This window comes from Edaphobacter sp., assembly GCF_028283685.1.
In the GTDB taxonomy this organism is placed as follows: Bacteria; Acidobacteriota; Terriglobia; order Terriglobales; family Acidobacteriaceae; genus Edaphobacter.
This window is the reverse complement of sequence record NZ_JAPWKF010000007.1, coordinates 396,587-413,987: the sequence shown is the minus strand read 5'-3', so window position 1 is coordinate 413,987 and position 17,401 is coordinate 396,587. Positions and strand designations below refer to the sequence as shown.

10 protein-coding genes and 1 pseudogene are annotated in these 17,401 nt (G+C 63.3%); 7 read left to right on the top strand and 4 right to left on the bottom strand.

Annotated elements, in window-relative coordinates; translation table 11 throughout:
* Window positions 1-106: 106 nt before the first annotated feature.
* Window positions 107-3,634 (bottom strand): glycosyltransferase, encoded by a 3,528-nt coding sequence (locus tag PW789_RS12510; protein WP_299376787.1) that lies wholly within the window; start codon window positions 3,632-3,634, stop codon window positions 107-109.
* A gap of 111 nt (window positions 3,635-3,745) precedes the next feature.
* Here PW789_RS12510 and PW789_RS12505 point away from each other — a divergent pair, with 111 nt between their 5' ends.
* The gene (locus tag PW789_RS12505; protein WP_299376785.1) at window positions 3,746-5,152 is read left to right on the top strand and encodes a glycosyltransferase family 39 protein; all 1,407 of its coding nucleotides are present in this window, start codon (window positions 3,746-3,748) and stop codon (window positions 5,150-5,152) included.
* Window positions 5,153-5,181: 29 nt separating this feature from the next.
* Here PW789_RS12505 and PW789_RS12500 read toward each other — a convergent pair whose 3' ends face one another.
* Complete coding sequence (locus PW789_RS12500; RefSeq protein WP_299376783.1) at window positions 5,182-6,834, bottom strand: DUF6798 domain-containing protein; 1,653 nt, start codon at window positions 6,832-6,834, stop codon at window positions 5,182-5,184.
* A 316-nt stretch (window positions 6,835-7,150) separates the two neighbouring features.
* On the opposite strand from PW789_RS12500, the pseudogene PW789_RS20140 reads away from it, so the two are divergent.
* The 3 genes and pseudogenes from PW789_RS20140 to PW789_RS12485 all read left to right on the top strand — a co-directional run.
* Window positions 7,151-7,495: pseudogene (locus PW789_RS20140) on the top strand (lysylphosphatidylglycerol synthase domain-containing protein); the annotation flags it as partial.
* 82 nt (window positions 7,496-7,577) lie between these two features.
* Window positions 7,578-8,171 (top strand): lysylphosphatidylglycerol synthase domain-containing protein, encoded by a 594-nt coding sequence (locus PW789_RS12490; RefSeq protein ID WP_299376778.1) that lies wholly within the window; start codon window positions 7,578-7,580, stop codon window positions 8,169-8,171.
* 157 nt (window positions 8,172-8,328) lie between these two features.
* Window positions 8,329-10,410 carry an arginine--tRNA ligase gene (locus tag PW789_RS12485; RefSeq protein ID WP_299376775.1) on the top strand — a complete coding sequence of 694 codons (2,082 nt, stop codon included), beginning with the start codon at window positions 8,329-8,331 and terminating at the stop codon, window positions 10,408-10,410.
* 480 nt (window positions 10,411-10,890) lie between these two features.
* Here PW789_RS12485 and PW789_RS12480 read toward each other — a convergent pair whose 3' ends face one another.
* On the bottom strand, window positions 10,891-12,444 hold the full coding sequence (locus tag PW789_RS12480) for a leucyl aminopeptidase (protein WP_299376772.1): 1,554 nt from the start codon (window positions 12,442-12,444) through the stop codon (window positions 10,891-10,893).
* Window positions 12,445-12,618: 174 nt separating this feature from the next.
* The gene (gene smpB, locus PW789_RS12475; RefSeq protein WP_299376769.1) at window positions 12,619-13,161 is read right to left on the bottom strand and encodes an SsrA-binding protein SmpB; all 543 of its coding nucleotides are present in this window, start codon (window positions 13,159-13,161) and stop codon (window positions 12,619-12,621) included.
* A gap of 395 nt (window positions 13,162-13,556) precedes the next feature.
* On the opposite strand from smpB, the gene PW789_RS12470 reads away from it, so the two are divergent.
* The 3 genes from PW789_RS12470 (at window position 13,557) to PW789_RS12460 (ending at window position 17,184) form a co-directional block, all read left to right on the top strand.
* Complete coding sequence (locus PW789_RS12470) at window positions 13,557-15,971, top strand: cohesin domain-containing protein (RefSeq protein WP_299376767.1); 2,415 nt, start codon at window positions 13,557-13,559, stop codon at window positions 15,969-15,971.
* A 5-nt stretch (window positions 15,972-15,976) separates the two neighbouring features.
* A complete protein-coding gene (locus tag PW789_RS12465) occupies window positions 15,977-16,660 on the top strand; it encodes a type II secretion system protein (protein WP_367182552.1) in 684 nt (227 codons plus the stop codon).
* A 77-nt stretch (window positions 16,661-16,737) separates the two neighbouring features.
* The gene (locus PW789_RS12460) at window positions 16,738-17,184 is read left to right on the top strand and encodes a type II secretion system protein (protein WP_299376764.1); all 447 of its coding nucleotides are present in this window, start codon (window positions 16,738-16,740) and stop codon (window positions 17,182-17,184) included.
* Window positions 17,185-17,401: the final 217 nt, after the last annotated feature.

Sequence of the window (17,401 nt, the reverse complement as noted above, 5' to 3'; positions counted from 1 at the left end):
AGCCGCGAGTTCGATTCGCGGCTGCCTTTATTTTTTAGCAGTCTTTTTGTTGTCATTCCGCAGCGCAGCGAAGGAATCCGCTTCTCCGACAAACTCTCCGCCAAGCCTACCGCTGCTCCGTAAGAGCCTCCGTCTGCTTCGACATCTGCGCCGTGCGCTCCAGCTTGTCCCAGCTGAACGGCTTGCCGTCGATCGCCCGCTTCAGCGTCTTGAACAGCACAATCGAAAACACCTGCCGATACGTGAACCGCTGAATCCAGATATGCACCAGCAGCCACGCATCCCCACGGCTCGCCGGATGCTTCCTCTCCAGTGCAAACGCCAGCGTCGAGGTCAGGAAGTCGATCACCAGGAACGCCGCGAAGAAGATCAGCAGCTTGTGAAAGCTGTCCGCCGAAGCCGACTCTGGATGGAAGTGCTTGTCGATAAAGTAGCCGATCACGCCTGCCACAAACATCAGGTCGATCAGCGGCGACACCAGCGGTAGCAGGATCTGGAAGATCACAATATTCGGCAGCGCAAACAGCCCCATTGCCCTGTGCTTCCTGATCGCGCCGCGATGTTTGAACACCGCCTGCAGAATGCCGAACGACCAGCGGAACCGCTGCCGCATCAGCCCGTTCATGTTCTCCGGCGCCTCGGTAAACGCCAGCGCCTGGTCCTCGTAGATCACCGAGTAACCCTGCTCCAGAATATTCATCGTCAGGTCGGCATCTTCGGCCACCGTGTCCGGGTGGTAGCCCTTGCCTGCATGTACGGCAGAGGTACGCCACGCGCCGATCGCGCCCGGCACCACCATCACCACGTCGAACAGATCCAGCGCGCGACGCTCGAAGTTCTGGCTCGTGATGTACTCCAGCGCCTGCCACCGCGTCCACAGGTTCACGCGGTTGCCCACCTTCGCATTGCCCGCCACCGCGCCGATCTTCGGATTCGCGAAGTGCGGTACCAGGCGCGTGATCGCATCGTGCGCAATCACGCCATCCGCGTCGATGCCGACGTAGATCTCCTCATCCGTATGCTCCAGCGCAAAGTTCAGCGCCTCCGCCTTGCCGCCGTTCGGCTTGGTTAGAATCGTCACTCTTCCCGAAGCGATCTCCGCCGGATACGCCTCGCGCGCAACCTCCAGCGTCCTGTCCGTCGATCCGTCGTCGATCACGATGATGCGAATGTTCTTGTAGTTCGACATCATCACCGAGCGGATCGTCCGCACGATGACCTTCTCTTCGTTGTACGCCGGAATCAGCACCGCAACCCGCGGAGCGTACTCCGGCCCGGCATAGTTCTTGCGTGTACGCAGACGATCGATCACCGCGCACACGCCGATGATGATCAGCCGTCCGCTCATCAGCACGTCCCCGACAAAGAACACGCCCACCACAAAGTTGTTGAAGAATCCGAAGACGAAGAAGGCAACCGAATCGACCATCGCCTGCCAGCGCTGCTTCGGCGTCAGGGCAGGCATCACCTCGGCCCGCGTCTTGCCCACCAGCTCCGATACCGGAACAATCTCGTAGCCCTTCGCGCGCAGCGTCTCGATCAGCACCGGCAGCGCCGCGACCGTCGCCGTCCGGTCTCCGCCGCCGTCGTGCAGCAGGATAATCGAGCCCCGCATCCACGCCTTCTTCTCCATCATGGCGAACTGCTCGAAGACGCTGTCGGTAATCTCCTTCGGCGTCTTGCGCGGATTCTCGTCCCAGTCGTTGGTGTCGATCTTGTCGCCGATAATCACATACCCAAGTCCCTGGATACGGTCCACCGGTGCCGCCTGGTCGTTCGTATCCGGCTCCTGGTCAATCGAGTACGGTGGACGGAAGTACAGCGGCTGCACACCCAGCTTCGCCGCAAACAGCCGCTCCGTCAGGTTCAGCTGCAGGTCCACCTGCGCATTCGAGATCGCGGCGATGTCCGGATGCGTAAAGCTGTGGTTTCCAATCTCGTGCCCTTCGCGATACACCCGCTGCATCGTGCCGACGTACTTCTCGGCCTCCTCGCCGATCATGAAGAACGCGCCCTTCACGTTGTACTTCTTCAGGATGTCGAGGATCTTTGGCGTCCACTCCGGGTCAGGCCCATCGTCAAACGACAGCGCCACCTTCCGCGGGTGATACCCATACTGCGTCACCGTGTACGACAGCGGATACGAGTGCATCGACTCCTGCAGCACCATCCGGTACTGCTGCGGGATCGATTTGTCATCGTCCATCGTCACGTCGCGCTCGCCGTTCTGAGGCTTGCGCGTCACGCGAAGAATGTCGCCCTCGCCCTCGGTATCGACGTCATACCCAGGCTCCACATGCACAAGATCCTTGTTCGGGTCCGCGTGCATCGGCGAATCCCAGATCTTCCACAACGAGTTGTCTTCCTGCCCCAGACGCCACAGCGCATACGTCTGGATGCCCAGCTCACGCGCCGCGCGCATCTGGTTCAGCACCGTCACCGCATCCAGGAACCAGACATTGTGACGAACGTGCGCATCCTCATCGTCATAGGCGAAGTGGACATTCAGCGTATCGTCGTCCAGGTCGATCTGTGAGTCCGAGTCATACGCCGCCTGCCACGCCTCCTGCGTCGAAAGCGGCACCGAAGAGATCACCTTTCCCGGCGCGGCCTTCCTGCCCTTCTTCGTCGGCGCCGGCAGCGTGGTCGTCCAGTCGTATCCATAGCTGCCCAGCGCGCAGATGATCTTTTCCTTGGGAACCACCTTCAGCGCCGCCTTCAGGTTGTCGATGAACCAGTCCTGCGATGCGATCGCTCCCGGCTCCGAGTCACTCTCATGCTCGTCGTAGTTCATCAGCATCAGCCCATCGGAGTGGTCGGCCAGGAACTTCAGGTCGAAGTCGTCGTCATGCACCGGCACGTTGATATAAAGCCGCAGGTTACGCGCATGAAAGTCGTCGTACAGCTCCGCCATCAGAGCCTTGAATCCCGGCTGTGCCTCCGTCGGAATCGCCTCGAAGTCGATCGACAGGCCGCGATAGCTCGGGTTCGCCGCCAGGAACGCGTCCGCCTGCCTGCGGAAGTTCGCCCGTGCCTGCTCGTTCAGAAGGAACTGGCCTATCTCGGGCAGAAACATGCCTTGCACCGGATCGTAGTTATTCACCAGCGGAAGCACATCGAGATTCACATGGTTCAACGCAATCGTCGAAGCCACCTTGCTGTCGCGATCCACCGGCGCAATCGTTTTGTTGTTCACCACGCGGTACGGCCGGTTGTCCAGGCTGTACGACATCAGGTTGCCTTCAGCCGAGACGACGTGCAGCCACTCCGGGAACAGGATGTCGATCTGCGAGATATGCTGACGCAGCGACGAGAAGCTCGCCGGGTCATCCTCGACGTAGTACGCCGCGCGCAGGCCCTCGCCCGAGTTCAGCGGAACGTCCGAAGGCTTCGTATCCGTCTTCCGATGCGCCGACCGCCTCAGCTTCTGCTGCTTCGTCAGCTGCTGGTTGGCCAGCGTGCGATAGTTCCTCTTCTGCGAGGCCAGCAGCAGCTCCGGCAGCGGCCGCATTCGCATCAGGCCGATCAGGAAGATGGTGCCGATCACCAGCCCGCAAAGGGCCAGAATGTCGAAGACGATCCGAAGTCGCTTCCAACGCTTTTTTTGCGGATCGTAAAAGATCGGTTTGCTCATAGGGAGAGACGGCCTCCCTGCGTGTGAAGACCTTCTGCCATCCTATGCACGCCCCTCAGTCCAGTCAACGCAGGTCAAAGTGTGTCAAGCCTCCGGTTATCATGCTCCTACATGGCAGAGTCAAGAGCGAGATCGCGTACTGCAATCGGAGCCCCCCTGGCCCTCGGTCTCGCCCTGCGCATCGCCTTCATCACCAACGCCGCACGCGTTGCAGGAGACACCCTCCTCTACGGCGACATCGCGAAGAATTGGATGCAGTTTGGCGTCTACGGCTTTGCCCGTACCGATACCGGAGCCGTCCCCACGCTCATCCGCCTGCCCGGCTATCCCATCTTTCTCGCGCTCTGTTTCAAACTCTTCGGACCCGACTGTTACTTCCAGGTCATGCTCGTGCAGGCCGTCATCGATCTGCTCACCTGCCTGCTCATCGCCGATCTCGCCCGCCGCGTCTTCGGCAACCGCGCAGGCCTTCTCGCGCTGTGGCTCGGCGTCCTCTGCCCCTTCACCGCCAACTACGTCGCCGCCCCGCTCACCGAGACCCTCACCCTCTTCTGCATCGCCCTCGCCTTCTATGCGCTCGAGCGCTGGCGTGCCGCCGGTGCCTCCTGGAACCGCTGGCTCTGGATCGTCACCGCGGCCCTCTCCTACTCCATCCTGCTGCGCCCCGAGCAGGGCCTGCTCGCCGCCGCCGTTGTACCCGCCATGATCTGGCTAGCCACGCCCTTCACCGAACCGCGCAGACTCTCCCGCGTCGTTCCCATCGTGGCCGCCTCCATCTGCGTCCTTCTTCCGCTAGTGCCCTGGACCATCCGCAACTGGCGCACCTTCCACGTCATCCAGCCGCTGGCCCCCCGCTACGCCACCGATCCCGGCGAACCCGTCTACCTCGGCTTCCAGCGCTGGTACCGCACCTGGGCCATCGACTTCTCCTCCACCGAGAACGTCTACTGGAACTGGGACTCCGACGACATCAACATCGACGACATCCCCTCCCGCGCCTTCGACAGCGACCAGCAGTACAACCAGGTCGATGCGCTGCTTACCACCTACAACGCTAATAACAACAACACCAACCCCGCCATCGAGCAGGCCTTCGACAAGCTCGCCGACGAGCGCATCGCCGACGATCCCGTCCGCTACTACCTCGCCATGCCCTTCGCCCGGCTCGCCGACATGCTCCTGCGGCCCCGCGTCGAAATGATGGAGGTCCCCCTCCACTGGTGGCAGTGGAAGACGCAGCCCAGGCGCACCGCGCTCGTCCTCGCCTATGCCTTGCTCAACCTCGCCTATCTATTGCTTGGCCTCTACGGCCTCTGGTGCTGGCGTCGCCAGCGTTGGAACGGACACGCCGCGCTCGCCTTTGCAACCATTGCCTTTGTGCTCTTGCGCTGCGCCATGCTGCTCAACCTCGACAACTCCGAGCCGCGCTACACGCTCGAGCTCTTCCCGTTGCTGCAGCTCTGGGCCGCCGCCATCCTCCGCGACCGCCCCGCATCCAGTCCCGCACAACTATCCTGAACCTGAAGCTGCAGCACGAAGCGGACGAACTATCGCTGCGTCGGCGCCGCGATAGCCGGTGGCCTTAGGCTCACCCGCAGCGCATCCATTCCCTCCGGCAGCCGGCATACCTTCACCATCGCGTTCGAGTAAGCGCACGCAAAGCCGGTTTGTGCTCCATGCGCCAGCACCACCCAGCCCACGCCCTTGCTCGCCAGCATCGTGACGCGTTCCGAATCCGTACGCTCGCTTAGGCGAGCCTGCGCCTCTTCGCCCGACTTCCACTCCTCCGACAGCGTCGGCGTAATCGCCGCCTCGCCTCCGTCCTTGGAGTAGTCCGGCAACGCGCTGCGCTCCGCAATCGCGCGGAAGCCCTGCGCATCCTCGCCGGACTGCGTAATGTAGTCGGCGTCCAGGGCAAACACAGCGTCCTTTGGGGTATTCGTGCGGATCCACTCGAACGCCTGCACCCAGCTGTTCTCCGGTCCCTCGCGGTCCTCTGCGATCTCAATCCTGTCCGACGCCGGAAACGTCTTCCGTTCCACCACGAACATGATCGTCGCCAGCATCGCGAAGACGCCCACCCAGCGCAGCGCACGCCGCCCCATCCAGCGCGACATCGCCGCGCCCACAAACAGGATCATCACCACGTAGATCAGCTGAAAGATCCGCATCGGCTGCATCCGCGCCACCAGGTGGTTGGTCGAATGCACCCGCGCAAACAGCACCGCGATCAGCAGCGCAATCGTCCCCGCCGTCACGCCCATCGTGGCCAGTTCGCGCTGTGCGCTGCCGCGGTTGCCCCGCCGCATCCACGCAACTGCCCCCAGAATCATCAGCGGAGCCACCGCTCCCACCAGCTCATACCAGTGCCACTGGCTCAGAAACCAGTAGTACCGCGACATCGCCACGGCCTGATAAGAGCTCGACTCCGGCTGCGCCACCAGCCGCAGCACCATCGCCGCCGCCACAGCCGAGGCCGTCAGCCCCACCATTGCGCCGATCCTCACCCCGCGCCGCTCCGGTGTCGCCGCCGCCGCCAGCGTCAGCACGCAGCCAAAGCCATACGCCGCCATCAGCGGATGCACCGCCGCGGCCACTGCCAAAGCAGCGCACGCCATCGCCAGAGCGCGCCAGTTCCAGCGTCCCTCCATCCGCGTCGACCGCAGGAAGTCCACCGCCCCCACCAGCGCAAAGATCGTCATCGGAGTCGAAACGCTGCGCCCCGTCACATACGGGTCCATCAGCATCAGCGAGGTCCCGGCAATCGGAAGCGTCAGCCACACCGCCAGCAGCGTCACCGCCGCCGTCCGCTCTGTCGTGCTGCGGAAGCACCGGCTCGCCAGCATCCACGCCGCCGCCAGCGTCAGCCATATGCTCGCCAGGTGAAGCAGAAAGACCACCGTCTCCAGCCCCAGACCCGACATCCGCACCAGCGCAGCCACCACAGGCGCAAACACCGAGAACCGCAGGTGCCCCATCACAAAATCGCCGTTCACTTGATAAAGAGAGGGGTCCAGAACCCGCTTCACCCCAGCCAGATAAAGGCCGCCGTCCTCGGCAAAGGGATGAAATCCATGGATGACCAGGGCCACCGCCGTCAGCGCCGAAATCAGGCAAAGAGCATAGCGACGTCTCTCCTGTGCCTGCGATGCAATGAACTTCCCGGTTAGGCCCGGTCGAGCGAGTACGGGTGTCGCCAAACAATACGCTCCTGCCGCTATCGCGGTCTCAGCTTCGATTGGTCCATCCTGGCAAATGCTTCCTTGCCGGAAGCTTACAACGGCGTTGCCGAAAGTCTTTCATCATCGATTCAGGCCGCCTGAAACCAGCCTGTCTGAAGACGCAGGTTAGACGCTAATCTAACCTCTCCTGCCATGTCCTGCGACATCCGATGCCATATAGGACGCGCCCACAGCCCATTTGGTCTACAGCCGTCCGTATCATTTGACTTGGTTACAATAAGACACTCCTGTACTTGCACTTCCGATTCCACGCCGGACGGTTTTCCACGCCTCGATGACCCAGAAGACGCCCCAGACCCGCAGCCGTAATCTCATCAAAACCGTCCCGGGCCTTCTCGTCAGCGCCTTCTTCCTCTGGTATACCTTCCGTGGAATCCACCCCTCCGAGTTCCGCTCGCTCCGCTTCGAGCACCCAATCTGGATCGCCGGTGTCCTCGGCTTCACCCTCGCCGGCTACACCCTGCGCTGCCTTCGCTGGACCCGCATGATGCGCCCCAGCGGCTCCGGCTTTCAGGTCTGCGCCCGCGTCCTGATGACCTCGCTGGCCGCCAACAACATCCTGCCCTTCCGCATCGGCGACATCATGCGTGTCTTCACCTACTCCGCCGATCTCGGAGCCTCGCCCTCGGCCATCCTCTCTACCGTCATCCTCGAAAAGCTCCTCGACATCTTCGTCGTACGGCCTCATCTTCATCGCCACCATGGGTCGCGATCTCCCCGAAAAGATCCGCCACGCCGCCGATGCCGCCGTCGTCATCTCCGTCATCGGCCTCTTCGTCCTCATGTTCGGAGCCGCGCACCTCGAAGCCCCCTTCAAAAAGCTCTTCGCCGCGCTCCCCGCCCACAAGCTCGTCCAAAAGCTCGAGCACTGGCTGCTCATGGCCATCGAGACCCTCCGCCAGCTCGGCATCGCCGGCAGCGCGACCCTCCTTCTGCAGAGCTTCATCGTCTGGTTCTGCGAGGGCATGATCTTCGTCTCCGCCGCCCGACTCATCGGCCTGTCCACCGACGCCCTCGGCCCCTGGGAAGCCGTCTCCTTCGCCAACCTCTCCTACATGCTTCCCAGCTCCCCCGGAGCCATCGGCCCCTTCGAGTGGGCCACCAAGAGCGCCCTCGTCAGCCACGGAGCCCCCCAGGCCAACGCAGCCGTCTTCGGCCTCGCCATCCACGCCTGGATGCTCGTCTCCGTCACCGGAGCCGGCGGCATCATCTTTCTCCTCCACCGCATCCGCACCCATAACCACACCCCGCTCCTCCAGGAGATCGAAACCCTCCCCGAAGAGCTGCCCGAGTAGCGGCGCAGCCGTGCAGTGGAGAGACCCGCTTTTCGACCCCAGACCATCCCCGCCTATACCCCTTGGCCTTGTCACCTCGCAGCGCAGCCAGGAGATTCACTTCTCCCGCCCCCGCCGGGTAATCCCCACCGTCCCCTCACGTAAACTAACTCAGACCATGTATCGCACAATCCAGCAGTCGCTCACGGCCGCCATTCAGGCCATCCTCGCCTCGAAGTACGACGTCACCCTCGCGAGCCTCGCCGTCGAGCAGCCGCCCTCCATCGCCATGGGCGAACTCGCCCTTCCCGTCGCCTTCGAGCTCGCCAAGCGTCTCCGCAAGGCTCCCCGCGCCATCGCCACCGAACTGGCCGCCGAGCTCTCCGCGCAGCTCCCCGAGGGCGTCGCCTCCGTCGAGATCGCAGGCGCCGGCTACCTCAACATCCGCCTCGATCGCGCCTGGGTCGCCCGCCACATCGCCGCCGACCGGCACGCCCCCATCGGCGGCCCCGGCTTCCGCCTCATCGAGCACACCAGCATCAACCCCAACAAGGCCGCCCACATCGGCCACCTGCGCAACGCCATCCTCGGCGACACCTTCCAGCGCCTCCTGCGCCCCGATACCTACAAGCACGGCTACCAGGTCGGCGTGCAGAACTACATCGACAACACCGGCGTCCAGGTCGCCGATGTCGTCGTCGGCCTCATGCACCTCGAAAACCTCGGTCTCGACACCGTGCAGACCCTCGTCGCCGACCTCGCTGCCCAGGGCAAGCGCATCGACTACTACTGCTGGGACCTCTACGCCCGCGTCTCGCAGTGGTACACCGCCGACCCCGATCAGGCCGCCGAGCGCAAGGCCCTCCGCCTCGCCACCCTCCACGCCCTCGAGCAAGGTGGCAACGAGATCGCCGAAGTAGCCGACCTCATCGCCACCGCCGTCCTCCACCGCCACCTCGAGACCATGCAGCGCCTCGGCATCGAGTACGACTTCCTCCCCCGCGAGAGCGAGATCCTCCATCTCCACTTCTGGGACGCCGCCCGCCAGCTCATGATCGAAAAAGGCGTCCTCTACCTCGAGACCGAGGGCAAGAACAAGGGCTGCTGGGTCATGCGCCGCGCCTCTGCTGAGCCTCGTCATTCCGAGCGAAGCGAAGCGGAGTCGAGGAACCCCCGCATCTCTTCGCAGGATGCCAGCGCAACCACCAACGCTGAGGCAGCCGAGACCGGCCCCGACGAGGACGCCAAGGTCATCGTCCGCTCCAACGGCACCGTCACCTACGTCGGCAAGGACATCGCCTACCACCTCTGGAAGTTCGGCCTCCTTCCCGGCAAGGACTTCGGCTACACGAAGTTCCACCAGTACCCCAACCACATGTGCTGGATCTCCACCGATAGCCCCAGCGACGAACACGCCCCCGCCTTCGGACACGCCGACGCCATCTATAACGTGATCGATTCGCGCCAGAACGACCCGCAGAACAACGTCATCGCCGCCCTCCGCGGCATGGGCTTCACCAATGAGGCCGACCGCTACACCCACTTCTCCTACGAGATGGTCGCCCTCACCCCGCGCTGCGCCCTCGACCTCGGCTACGATGTCAGCGAAGAGGACCAGAAGCGCGCCTACATCGAGGTCTCCGGCCGCAAGGGCTTCGGCGTCAAGGCCGACGACCTCATCGACCGCCTCACCACCGCCGCCCGCACCGAGGTCGACAACCGTCACCCCGACCTCTCCGACGACGACCGCGCCACCATCTCCAAACAGATCGCCGTCGGCGCGCTGCGCTACTTCATGCTGCGCTACACCCGCAACACCGTCATCGCCTTCGACTTCAAGGATGCCCTCAGCTTCGAAGGCGAGACCGGCCCCTACGTGCAGTACGCCATCGTGCGCGCCGCCAACATCTTCCGCAAGGCAGGCACCACCGCCGAGGCCGCATTGGCCGCGATGCCCACGCTCGACATCGCCCCCATCCTCAACTCCGAAGAGGGCACGACGCTGTGGGAGACCTGGCTGCTCACCTCGCGTCTCACCACCCTCATCGAGCAGGCCATCGCCACCTCCGAGCCCGCCTACTTAGCCAAGTACGCCTTCCAGCTCGCGCAGCAGTTCAACAACTTCTACCACCGCCACCACATCCTCAACGAAGAGGACGCCACAAAGAAGACCCTCTACCTGGCCACCGCAGCAACGGCGCAAAGAGAGATGACCCGCGCCCTGGGCTACCTCGGCATCGAGGCTCCCGAGCGCATGTAGAGAAGTTCTGGCAGCGAGCCGGTCGCCACTAAACTGTCATTCCGAGCGAAGCCGAGGAACCCCCGCATTTCTTCGCAGGATGCCAGTGCAGTAACAACCGCATCGCACCCACAAAACCGGGTGCCCCATCTTCGACGCCGCAGGCGGCTAAGGTGGGTTCGCAGGACGCAAGCTTGAGCCACAAACAAAAGAGGCGCCGGGTGCCCCATTCATGCAGCCCCACCGCATGAGTGGGTATTCGCGCAAAGCGCGAACCGCCTTCCTCCCCACTGCCACAACTTTGTCATTCCGAGCGAAGCCGAGGAACCCCCGCATTTTTTGCAGGATGCCATCGCAGTAACAACCGCATCGCACCCACAAAAACCGGGTGCCCCATCTTCGACGCCGCAGGCGGCTAAGGTGGGTTCGCAGGACGCCAACTCGAGCCACAAACAAAAGAGGCGCCCCTAAAGGGACGCCTCTTCTCACTAGCCAACAACCCTAAGCAAAGCTCCGCACCCACTCCACAATCGACCGCACCGCGACGCCGCTAGGACCCTTCGTCTGCCATGGCTTCACCTCTTCGTTCCAGGCGCAGCCGGCAATATCCAGGTGAATCCACGGTGTATCTCCCGCGAACTCCTTCAGGAACATCGCCGCCGAGATCGCCCCACCCCACCGGCTTCCGCCCGTGTTCATGATGTCGGCGATCTGGCTCTTGATCACGTCCTTGTAGTCGTCGGTGCAGGGAAGCCGCCAAAACTTCTCGCCGGAGATCTTCAGCGCGCCATCGAACTTCGCATACGCATCCTCATCGTTCGAGAAGACACCCGCGTTGATCATGCCCAGCGCTACCACGCAGGCTCCCGTCAGCGTCGCCGCGTTGATCAGGTGCGTGCAGCCCAGCGTCTTGGCATAGTGCAGGCCATCGGCCAGCACCAGACGCCCCTCGGCATCCGTATTCAGCACCTCAATGGTCTTGCCCGACATCGCCTTCAGCACATCGCCCGGCTTGTACGCCGTCGCGCTCGGCATGTTCTCCGCCGAACACACCACGCTGATCACCTTTACCGCAGGCTTCAGAGCCGCAATGGCCCGCATCGCGCCGATCATCGCCGCCGCGCCCGCCATGTCGTACTTCATCTTCTCCATGCCGTCGGCAGACTTGATCGAGATGCCGCCCGTGTCGAACGTAATGCCCTTGCCCACCAGTCCCATCACCGGAGCGTCCTTCGCCAGCGTCTTGCCCTTCTCCAGCTTGGGTTCGTAGGTCATCACGATCAGCGCCGGAGGCTCAGCCGAGCCCTTCGCCACCGCATGGAACGCGCCCATGCCCAGCTCCAGCAGCTTCTCCGTCGAGTAGACCTCGCACTTCAGCCCGGCCTCCGTGCACATCGCCTTGGCCCGCTTGCCCAGCTCCGTCGGCGTCAGCACGTTACCCGGCTCGTTCACCAGCAGACGCGCGAAGTTCTGCGCATCGCCCACCACGCGGCCCTCGTCGAAGCCCAGCTGAATCTCTTTCTTCGTGGTCTCTTCCACCTCGCGGGCTACCAGCGTCAGCGCATCCACCGAGCGGTCTTTGCGGTCGCTGCGATACGTGTCCCAGTCCAGCTCCGCCACCAGCGCGCCCTCCAGAATCGAGCGGCTCAGCAGCGTCGGCGGCAGATTCTCCAGGTGCTCATCGTCCAGCGCATGATCTTCGGGGAAGGCGATCGCCATCTCCCTCACCCCGCGCGGCTTGGCTGCACGCACCGCCGTACCCGCGGCCTTGCGCACACCATCCACCGACAGCGCCTTGGCCTTGCCCAGACCCACCACCAGCAGGCGCTCCGCCTTCAAGCCGTCCGGCTTGTGCAGCAGCAGCTGCTCCCCCAGCGTCGCCTGAAACTCACCCGTGGCCAGCACCGAAGCCGCGGCGTTGCTCACCGCGTCCGATGTCGTCAGCAGCGCCACCAGCGGATCGGCGTCTTTCCCGATCGAAACGTCCACTGCAAACACTGCCAGCAGCGGTGTGGCCAGACCGGCCGCATCCTGAAACAGTAACTTCGTCTCCATGGCAATATCCTAGCGCGACAACTGTTTATGAACCTACAAACTCCCAGCACAATCAAAAGAAAGGCCTTCGTCCACCCGTTGGCCTCAAACATTTTCCGGCGAGTTCCAATAGTAGCGAATCCTGATCAACGGCGCAGTAACCAATCCGACATAGCGGCGTAGCGAAAGGCCGGCCTAACGGCGCTGGCTGCGTGCCACCGCTGCACGGGCTTCTTTATCGGCCTCGCGTCTGCGTTCCGTCTCTCGCTTGTCCCAGTCCTGCTTGCCCTTGGCCAGAGCCAGTTCGCACTTCACCCGGCCGTGCCGGAAGTACAACCGCGTCGGAATCAGCGTGAAGCCCTTCTGCCGGCTCAGAGTCTCCAGCTTGCGCAGCTCCTGCTTATGCAGCAGCAGCTTCCGCGTCCGCAGAGACTCATGATTCATCGCGTTCCCATGCGAAAACGGCCCGATATGGGCATTCAGCAAGAAACACTCGCCGTCCTTCAGCAGGCCGTAGGAGTCCTTCAGGTTCGCCTTGCCCTCGCGGATCGACTTCACCTCGGTCCCTCGCAGCGCAACGCCTGCCTCGAAACGGTCCGTCAGGAAGTAGTTATGGCTCGCCGAGCGGTTGAACGCGGCATCGCGCTGCCCCGCCGCCACCGGATCGCGGTCCTTCGGCTTGGCGATCGCAGCCTTTGGCTGATACGCCGTAGTCGGATTGGAGAGAGAGCGGGGCACTGATCTATAAGTTTAACAAAAGTTTGACGTTCGCCCCGTTTCTTCTTCGCCGGCCGCGATCCGGGCCACCCTCCGGGCAGGGAATCGCCCTTCTCTTCGTCTGCATCTCACCCCCGGGCCTCCGCAGCGTCTAAACTTATAGAAATCTCGCAACTGCCGACGAGAGCACCCAACGACCATCTGCCCCTCTGCCAGGCGCGATGATCCATGGGGAAGACCTGTATATACCCGAGGGGAACCATTTGCGACGAATGCTATACTCACCCGAGCGCGACAGCCTGGCAGGCAAAGCCTCTTCCGGCAATATCCTCCCCCCATTCAGCGTGGAGGTACGCTCCTTTCCCGGCGCTCGGCTCACTCTTCAGCAACTAATAAAGGATGCGCAGAAACACAGAATGGGTCGCGGCTCGAAAGTCTTCTCCTCCACGTTCGCTACACGCGCTGCGCAGGTGCTTCCCGCCTTTGCGCTCGTAGCCGTCTTCTCCGCCAGCGTCAGCGCCCACGCTCAGTCCGCCAACAAGTGGTACAAGCGCGGACAGGCCGCCGAACTCCACGAGGACTGGGATGCCGCCTACGAAGACTATCGCCAGGCCATGCTCAAGGATCCCAAGGACCTTCGCTACAAGGCGCATCTCGAGAACATGCGCTTTCAGTCCGCTGTCTCGCACGTCGATCGCGGTCGCATCCTACGCCAGAACGGCGATCTCAACGGAGCGCTGAGCGAGTTCAACCGTGCCAGCTCCATCGACCCCGGCAACCAGGCCGCCCAGCAGGAGATCGAACAGGTCAATCACGAGCTCTCCGCTCCCCAGACCGCTTCTCCGACTCCCGGTCTTCCCGGAGTCTCCGGCCCCGATGTCGTCTCCCGCAATCTCAATGACGTCGCCGGACCCATCCGGCTCAAGCCCGTCTCCAACGACCCCGTCACCCTGCACGCGGTCGAGGACGTCAAGAACATCTACGCCGCCATCGGCAAGATGGCCGGCCTCAACGTCATCTTCGATCCCGACTACACCTCCAAGCGCATTCCCGTCGACCTCACCAACGTCTCGCTGGCCGATGCCCTGCGCATCGTCGGCGCCCTGGCCGGAACCTTCTACAAGCCCGTCACCTCCAACACCATCTTCGTCGCGCAGAACAACCGCACCAAGCGCACCGATCTCGACGAGCTCGCCGTCCAGACCTTCTACCTCACCAACGCCGCCCAGCAGCAGGATGCCAACGAGGTCCTCACCGCGCTCCGCAATCTGATGGATCCCAGCATGAAGATCACCCTCGTGCCCAGCCAGAACGCCATCGTCCTGCGCGCCACCCCCGATCAGCTCCTGCTCGCGCAGAAGCTCATCACCGACCTCGACCGCGCCCGTCCCGAGGTTGTCGTTGACGTCGCCATCCTCCAGGTCAACCGCGATAAGGTCCGCAATCTCGGTATCACCCTGCCGCAGTCCATTACCATCACGCCGCAGGCCGCTACCTCCTCCACCAGCAGCTCCTCGTCGTCCTCTTCGTCGAGCACCACCACCACGACCTCGAACTTCACGCTCAACTCGCTGGCCAATATCAACGCCACCAACTTTGCCGTCGGCATCCCCGCCGGCACCCTCAACGCCCTGCTGACCGATACGAATACCCATATCCTGCAGAATCCGCGTATCCGCGCTACCGACGGACAGCGCGCCAATCTTAAAATCGGCCAGAAGATCCCCATCGCCACCGGCTCCTACAGCTCTACGCTGTCCACCACCTCCAGCCTTGGCGTGCAGACCCAGTTCACCTACCTCGACGTCGGCGTCGAGATCGACATGACGCCCACCGTCCACTTCAATCGCGACGTCGGCCTTAAGGTCAAGATGACCGTCTCCTCGCAGCAGGGCTCCCAGACCATCTCCGGCGTGACCGAACCCATCATCGGCCAGAACGTCGTCGAGCAGCAGATCCAGCTCAAGGAGGGCGAGCCCAGCATCCTCGCCGGACTCGTCACCAAGCAGGACAACAACAGCATCAGCGGAACCCCGTTCCTCGGGGAGCTGCCCCTGTTCAAGTACTTCTTTGCCAGCAATAACAAGGAAGTGATCCAGAACGAGATCGTCTTCCTGCTCATCCCGCACATCGTGCGTGAGTCCGTCCTCACCCGCGCCAACGTCCGCGCCATCGACACGGGCACCAGCCAGGGCATCGAGCTGCGCGAGGATCCTTCGCTCGGCGATCTCGACATCCCCATCAATCCCATCAAGCAGGACACCAACCGCATCACTGCTGCCAACGCCGCCTCCGCGGCTGTGGAGACGTTGAAGCAGGCCGCTCAGCCCGCTCCTCGTCCGCCCGCAACGCCGACGCCCACTCCGGCAGCACCCGGTGCTACAACCTCCCCGCAGGCCGCTCCTGCCGCCGGAGGCCCGCCCATCAGCTTCATCATGACGCCTCCTGCCGCCAACCCGGCCGTCGGAAGCACCTTCCAGGTCACGGTGACAGCCGCCAACGCCCGCGATCTCTTCGCCGTCCCCATGCAGCTCCAGTTCAACCCCGGTGTGCTGCAGCTGGTCAACGTCGATGCAGGCGACCTGCTCTCGCGTGACGGTCAGGCCGTCTCCATCGTCCACCGCGACGAGGGCAACGGCCTGGTGACCATCTCGACCTCCCGGCCCCCCAATGTCGCCGGCATCAACGGGCAGGGAAGCGTCGCGACCCTGACCTTCAAGGCCCTGGCCCAGGGAGACTCCAGCCTCAACATCGTCAAGGTCGCCGCGCGATCCAGCTCACAGGCCACATTACCCGCCGTCGGCTCCCAGTCCGTGGTGCATGTCAGGTGATCGCTGTGCTGCCTATCGCAGAGCTCTGGGGCTCCCATCGCCACGGCGAATCGGCAAGCGTCGATTCGCAGACCGTCGATGTACAGAGCGTCGATGCGCAGAGCGAGGGTGCCCCACATCTCGCCTCTGAGATGTGGGACCGCAGATCGTCTTCATCGGGCATGAGGTGGACACCGTTGGCTGCGCTGGATAAGGGTGCGTCCATCAAACGCCCCATCCCCAAACGCTCCACGCCGCCCATCGAGCACGCCGAGGCCGGTCTGACCCTCGTCGAGCTCATCATCGTCATCGCCATCCTCTCGCTGCTCGCCACCGCTGCGCTGCCCATCGCGCGCCTCCAGGTCCGCCGCACCAAGGAGCGCGAGCTCCGCGCCGACCTCTGGGAGATGCGCGCCGCCATCGACAAGTACAAGGACGCCGCCGACAAGGGAGCCTTCCAGGTCAAAGCCGACTCCATGGGCTACCCGCCCGACCTCGAAACCCTCGTCAACGGCGTCGATGTGCAGGACAAAAAAGTCCGTTTCCTGCGAAAGATCCCCGTCGACCCCATGACCGGCAACGCCGACTGGGGCTTCCGCTCCAACCAGGACGACGCCGACTCCGACTCCTACGGCGGCCAGAACATCTACGACGTCCACTCCAAGAGCACCGCCACAGCCATGGATGGAACGAGGTACGCCACATGGTAGCGATCTCCTCCATCCGCAGAAGACTGGCTCCCTGGCTGTCATTCCGCTTCTCTGGCTTGTCATCCCGCAGCCCTGGCTTGTCATCCCGCAGCGTAGCGGAGGGATCTGCTCCCCTTCCTGCCCACGGAGACCGCCGCACCCGCGAGTCCGGCTTCACCCTCATCGAGCTGATGATCGTCATGATCATCATCAGCGTGCTCGCCGCCATCGCCGTCCCCATGTACGTGCAGAGCGTCCGCAACGCCAAGGAGGCCGTCCTCAAGGAGGACCTCCGCACCATGCGCGCCGCCATCGACGCCTACACCATCGACAAGCAGAAGGCCCCGCAGTCCCTCGACGACCTCGTCCAGCAGGGCTACCTCAAGTCCATGCCCAAAGATCCCATGACCAGCCGCGCCGACACCTGGGTCCCCTCGCAGGACGACGCCTTCATGACCCTCGACCAGACCGAGTCCGGCATCACCGACGTCCACTCCGGCGCCCAGGGAGTCGCCGGCGACGGCAGCTCCTACTCCACCTGGTAGCCGAGAACGACGCAGCTTCCATCGGACAGCCTAAGCCGTGCGCAGCCAATACTTCGGCCAAAAAACCAATACACCGTCATCTCGACCGAAGCGGCGCAGCCGCGCAGTGGAGAGACCCGCTTCCCGGCCACCGCACTCCAGCTCGCCCCTTCCGGTCTTATCCATCTGCCCGCCCCTTGTCCCCCGTAACTTTTCAGGCGCATACTACGTCTAACAG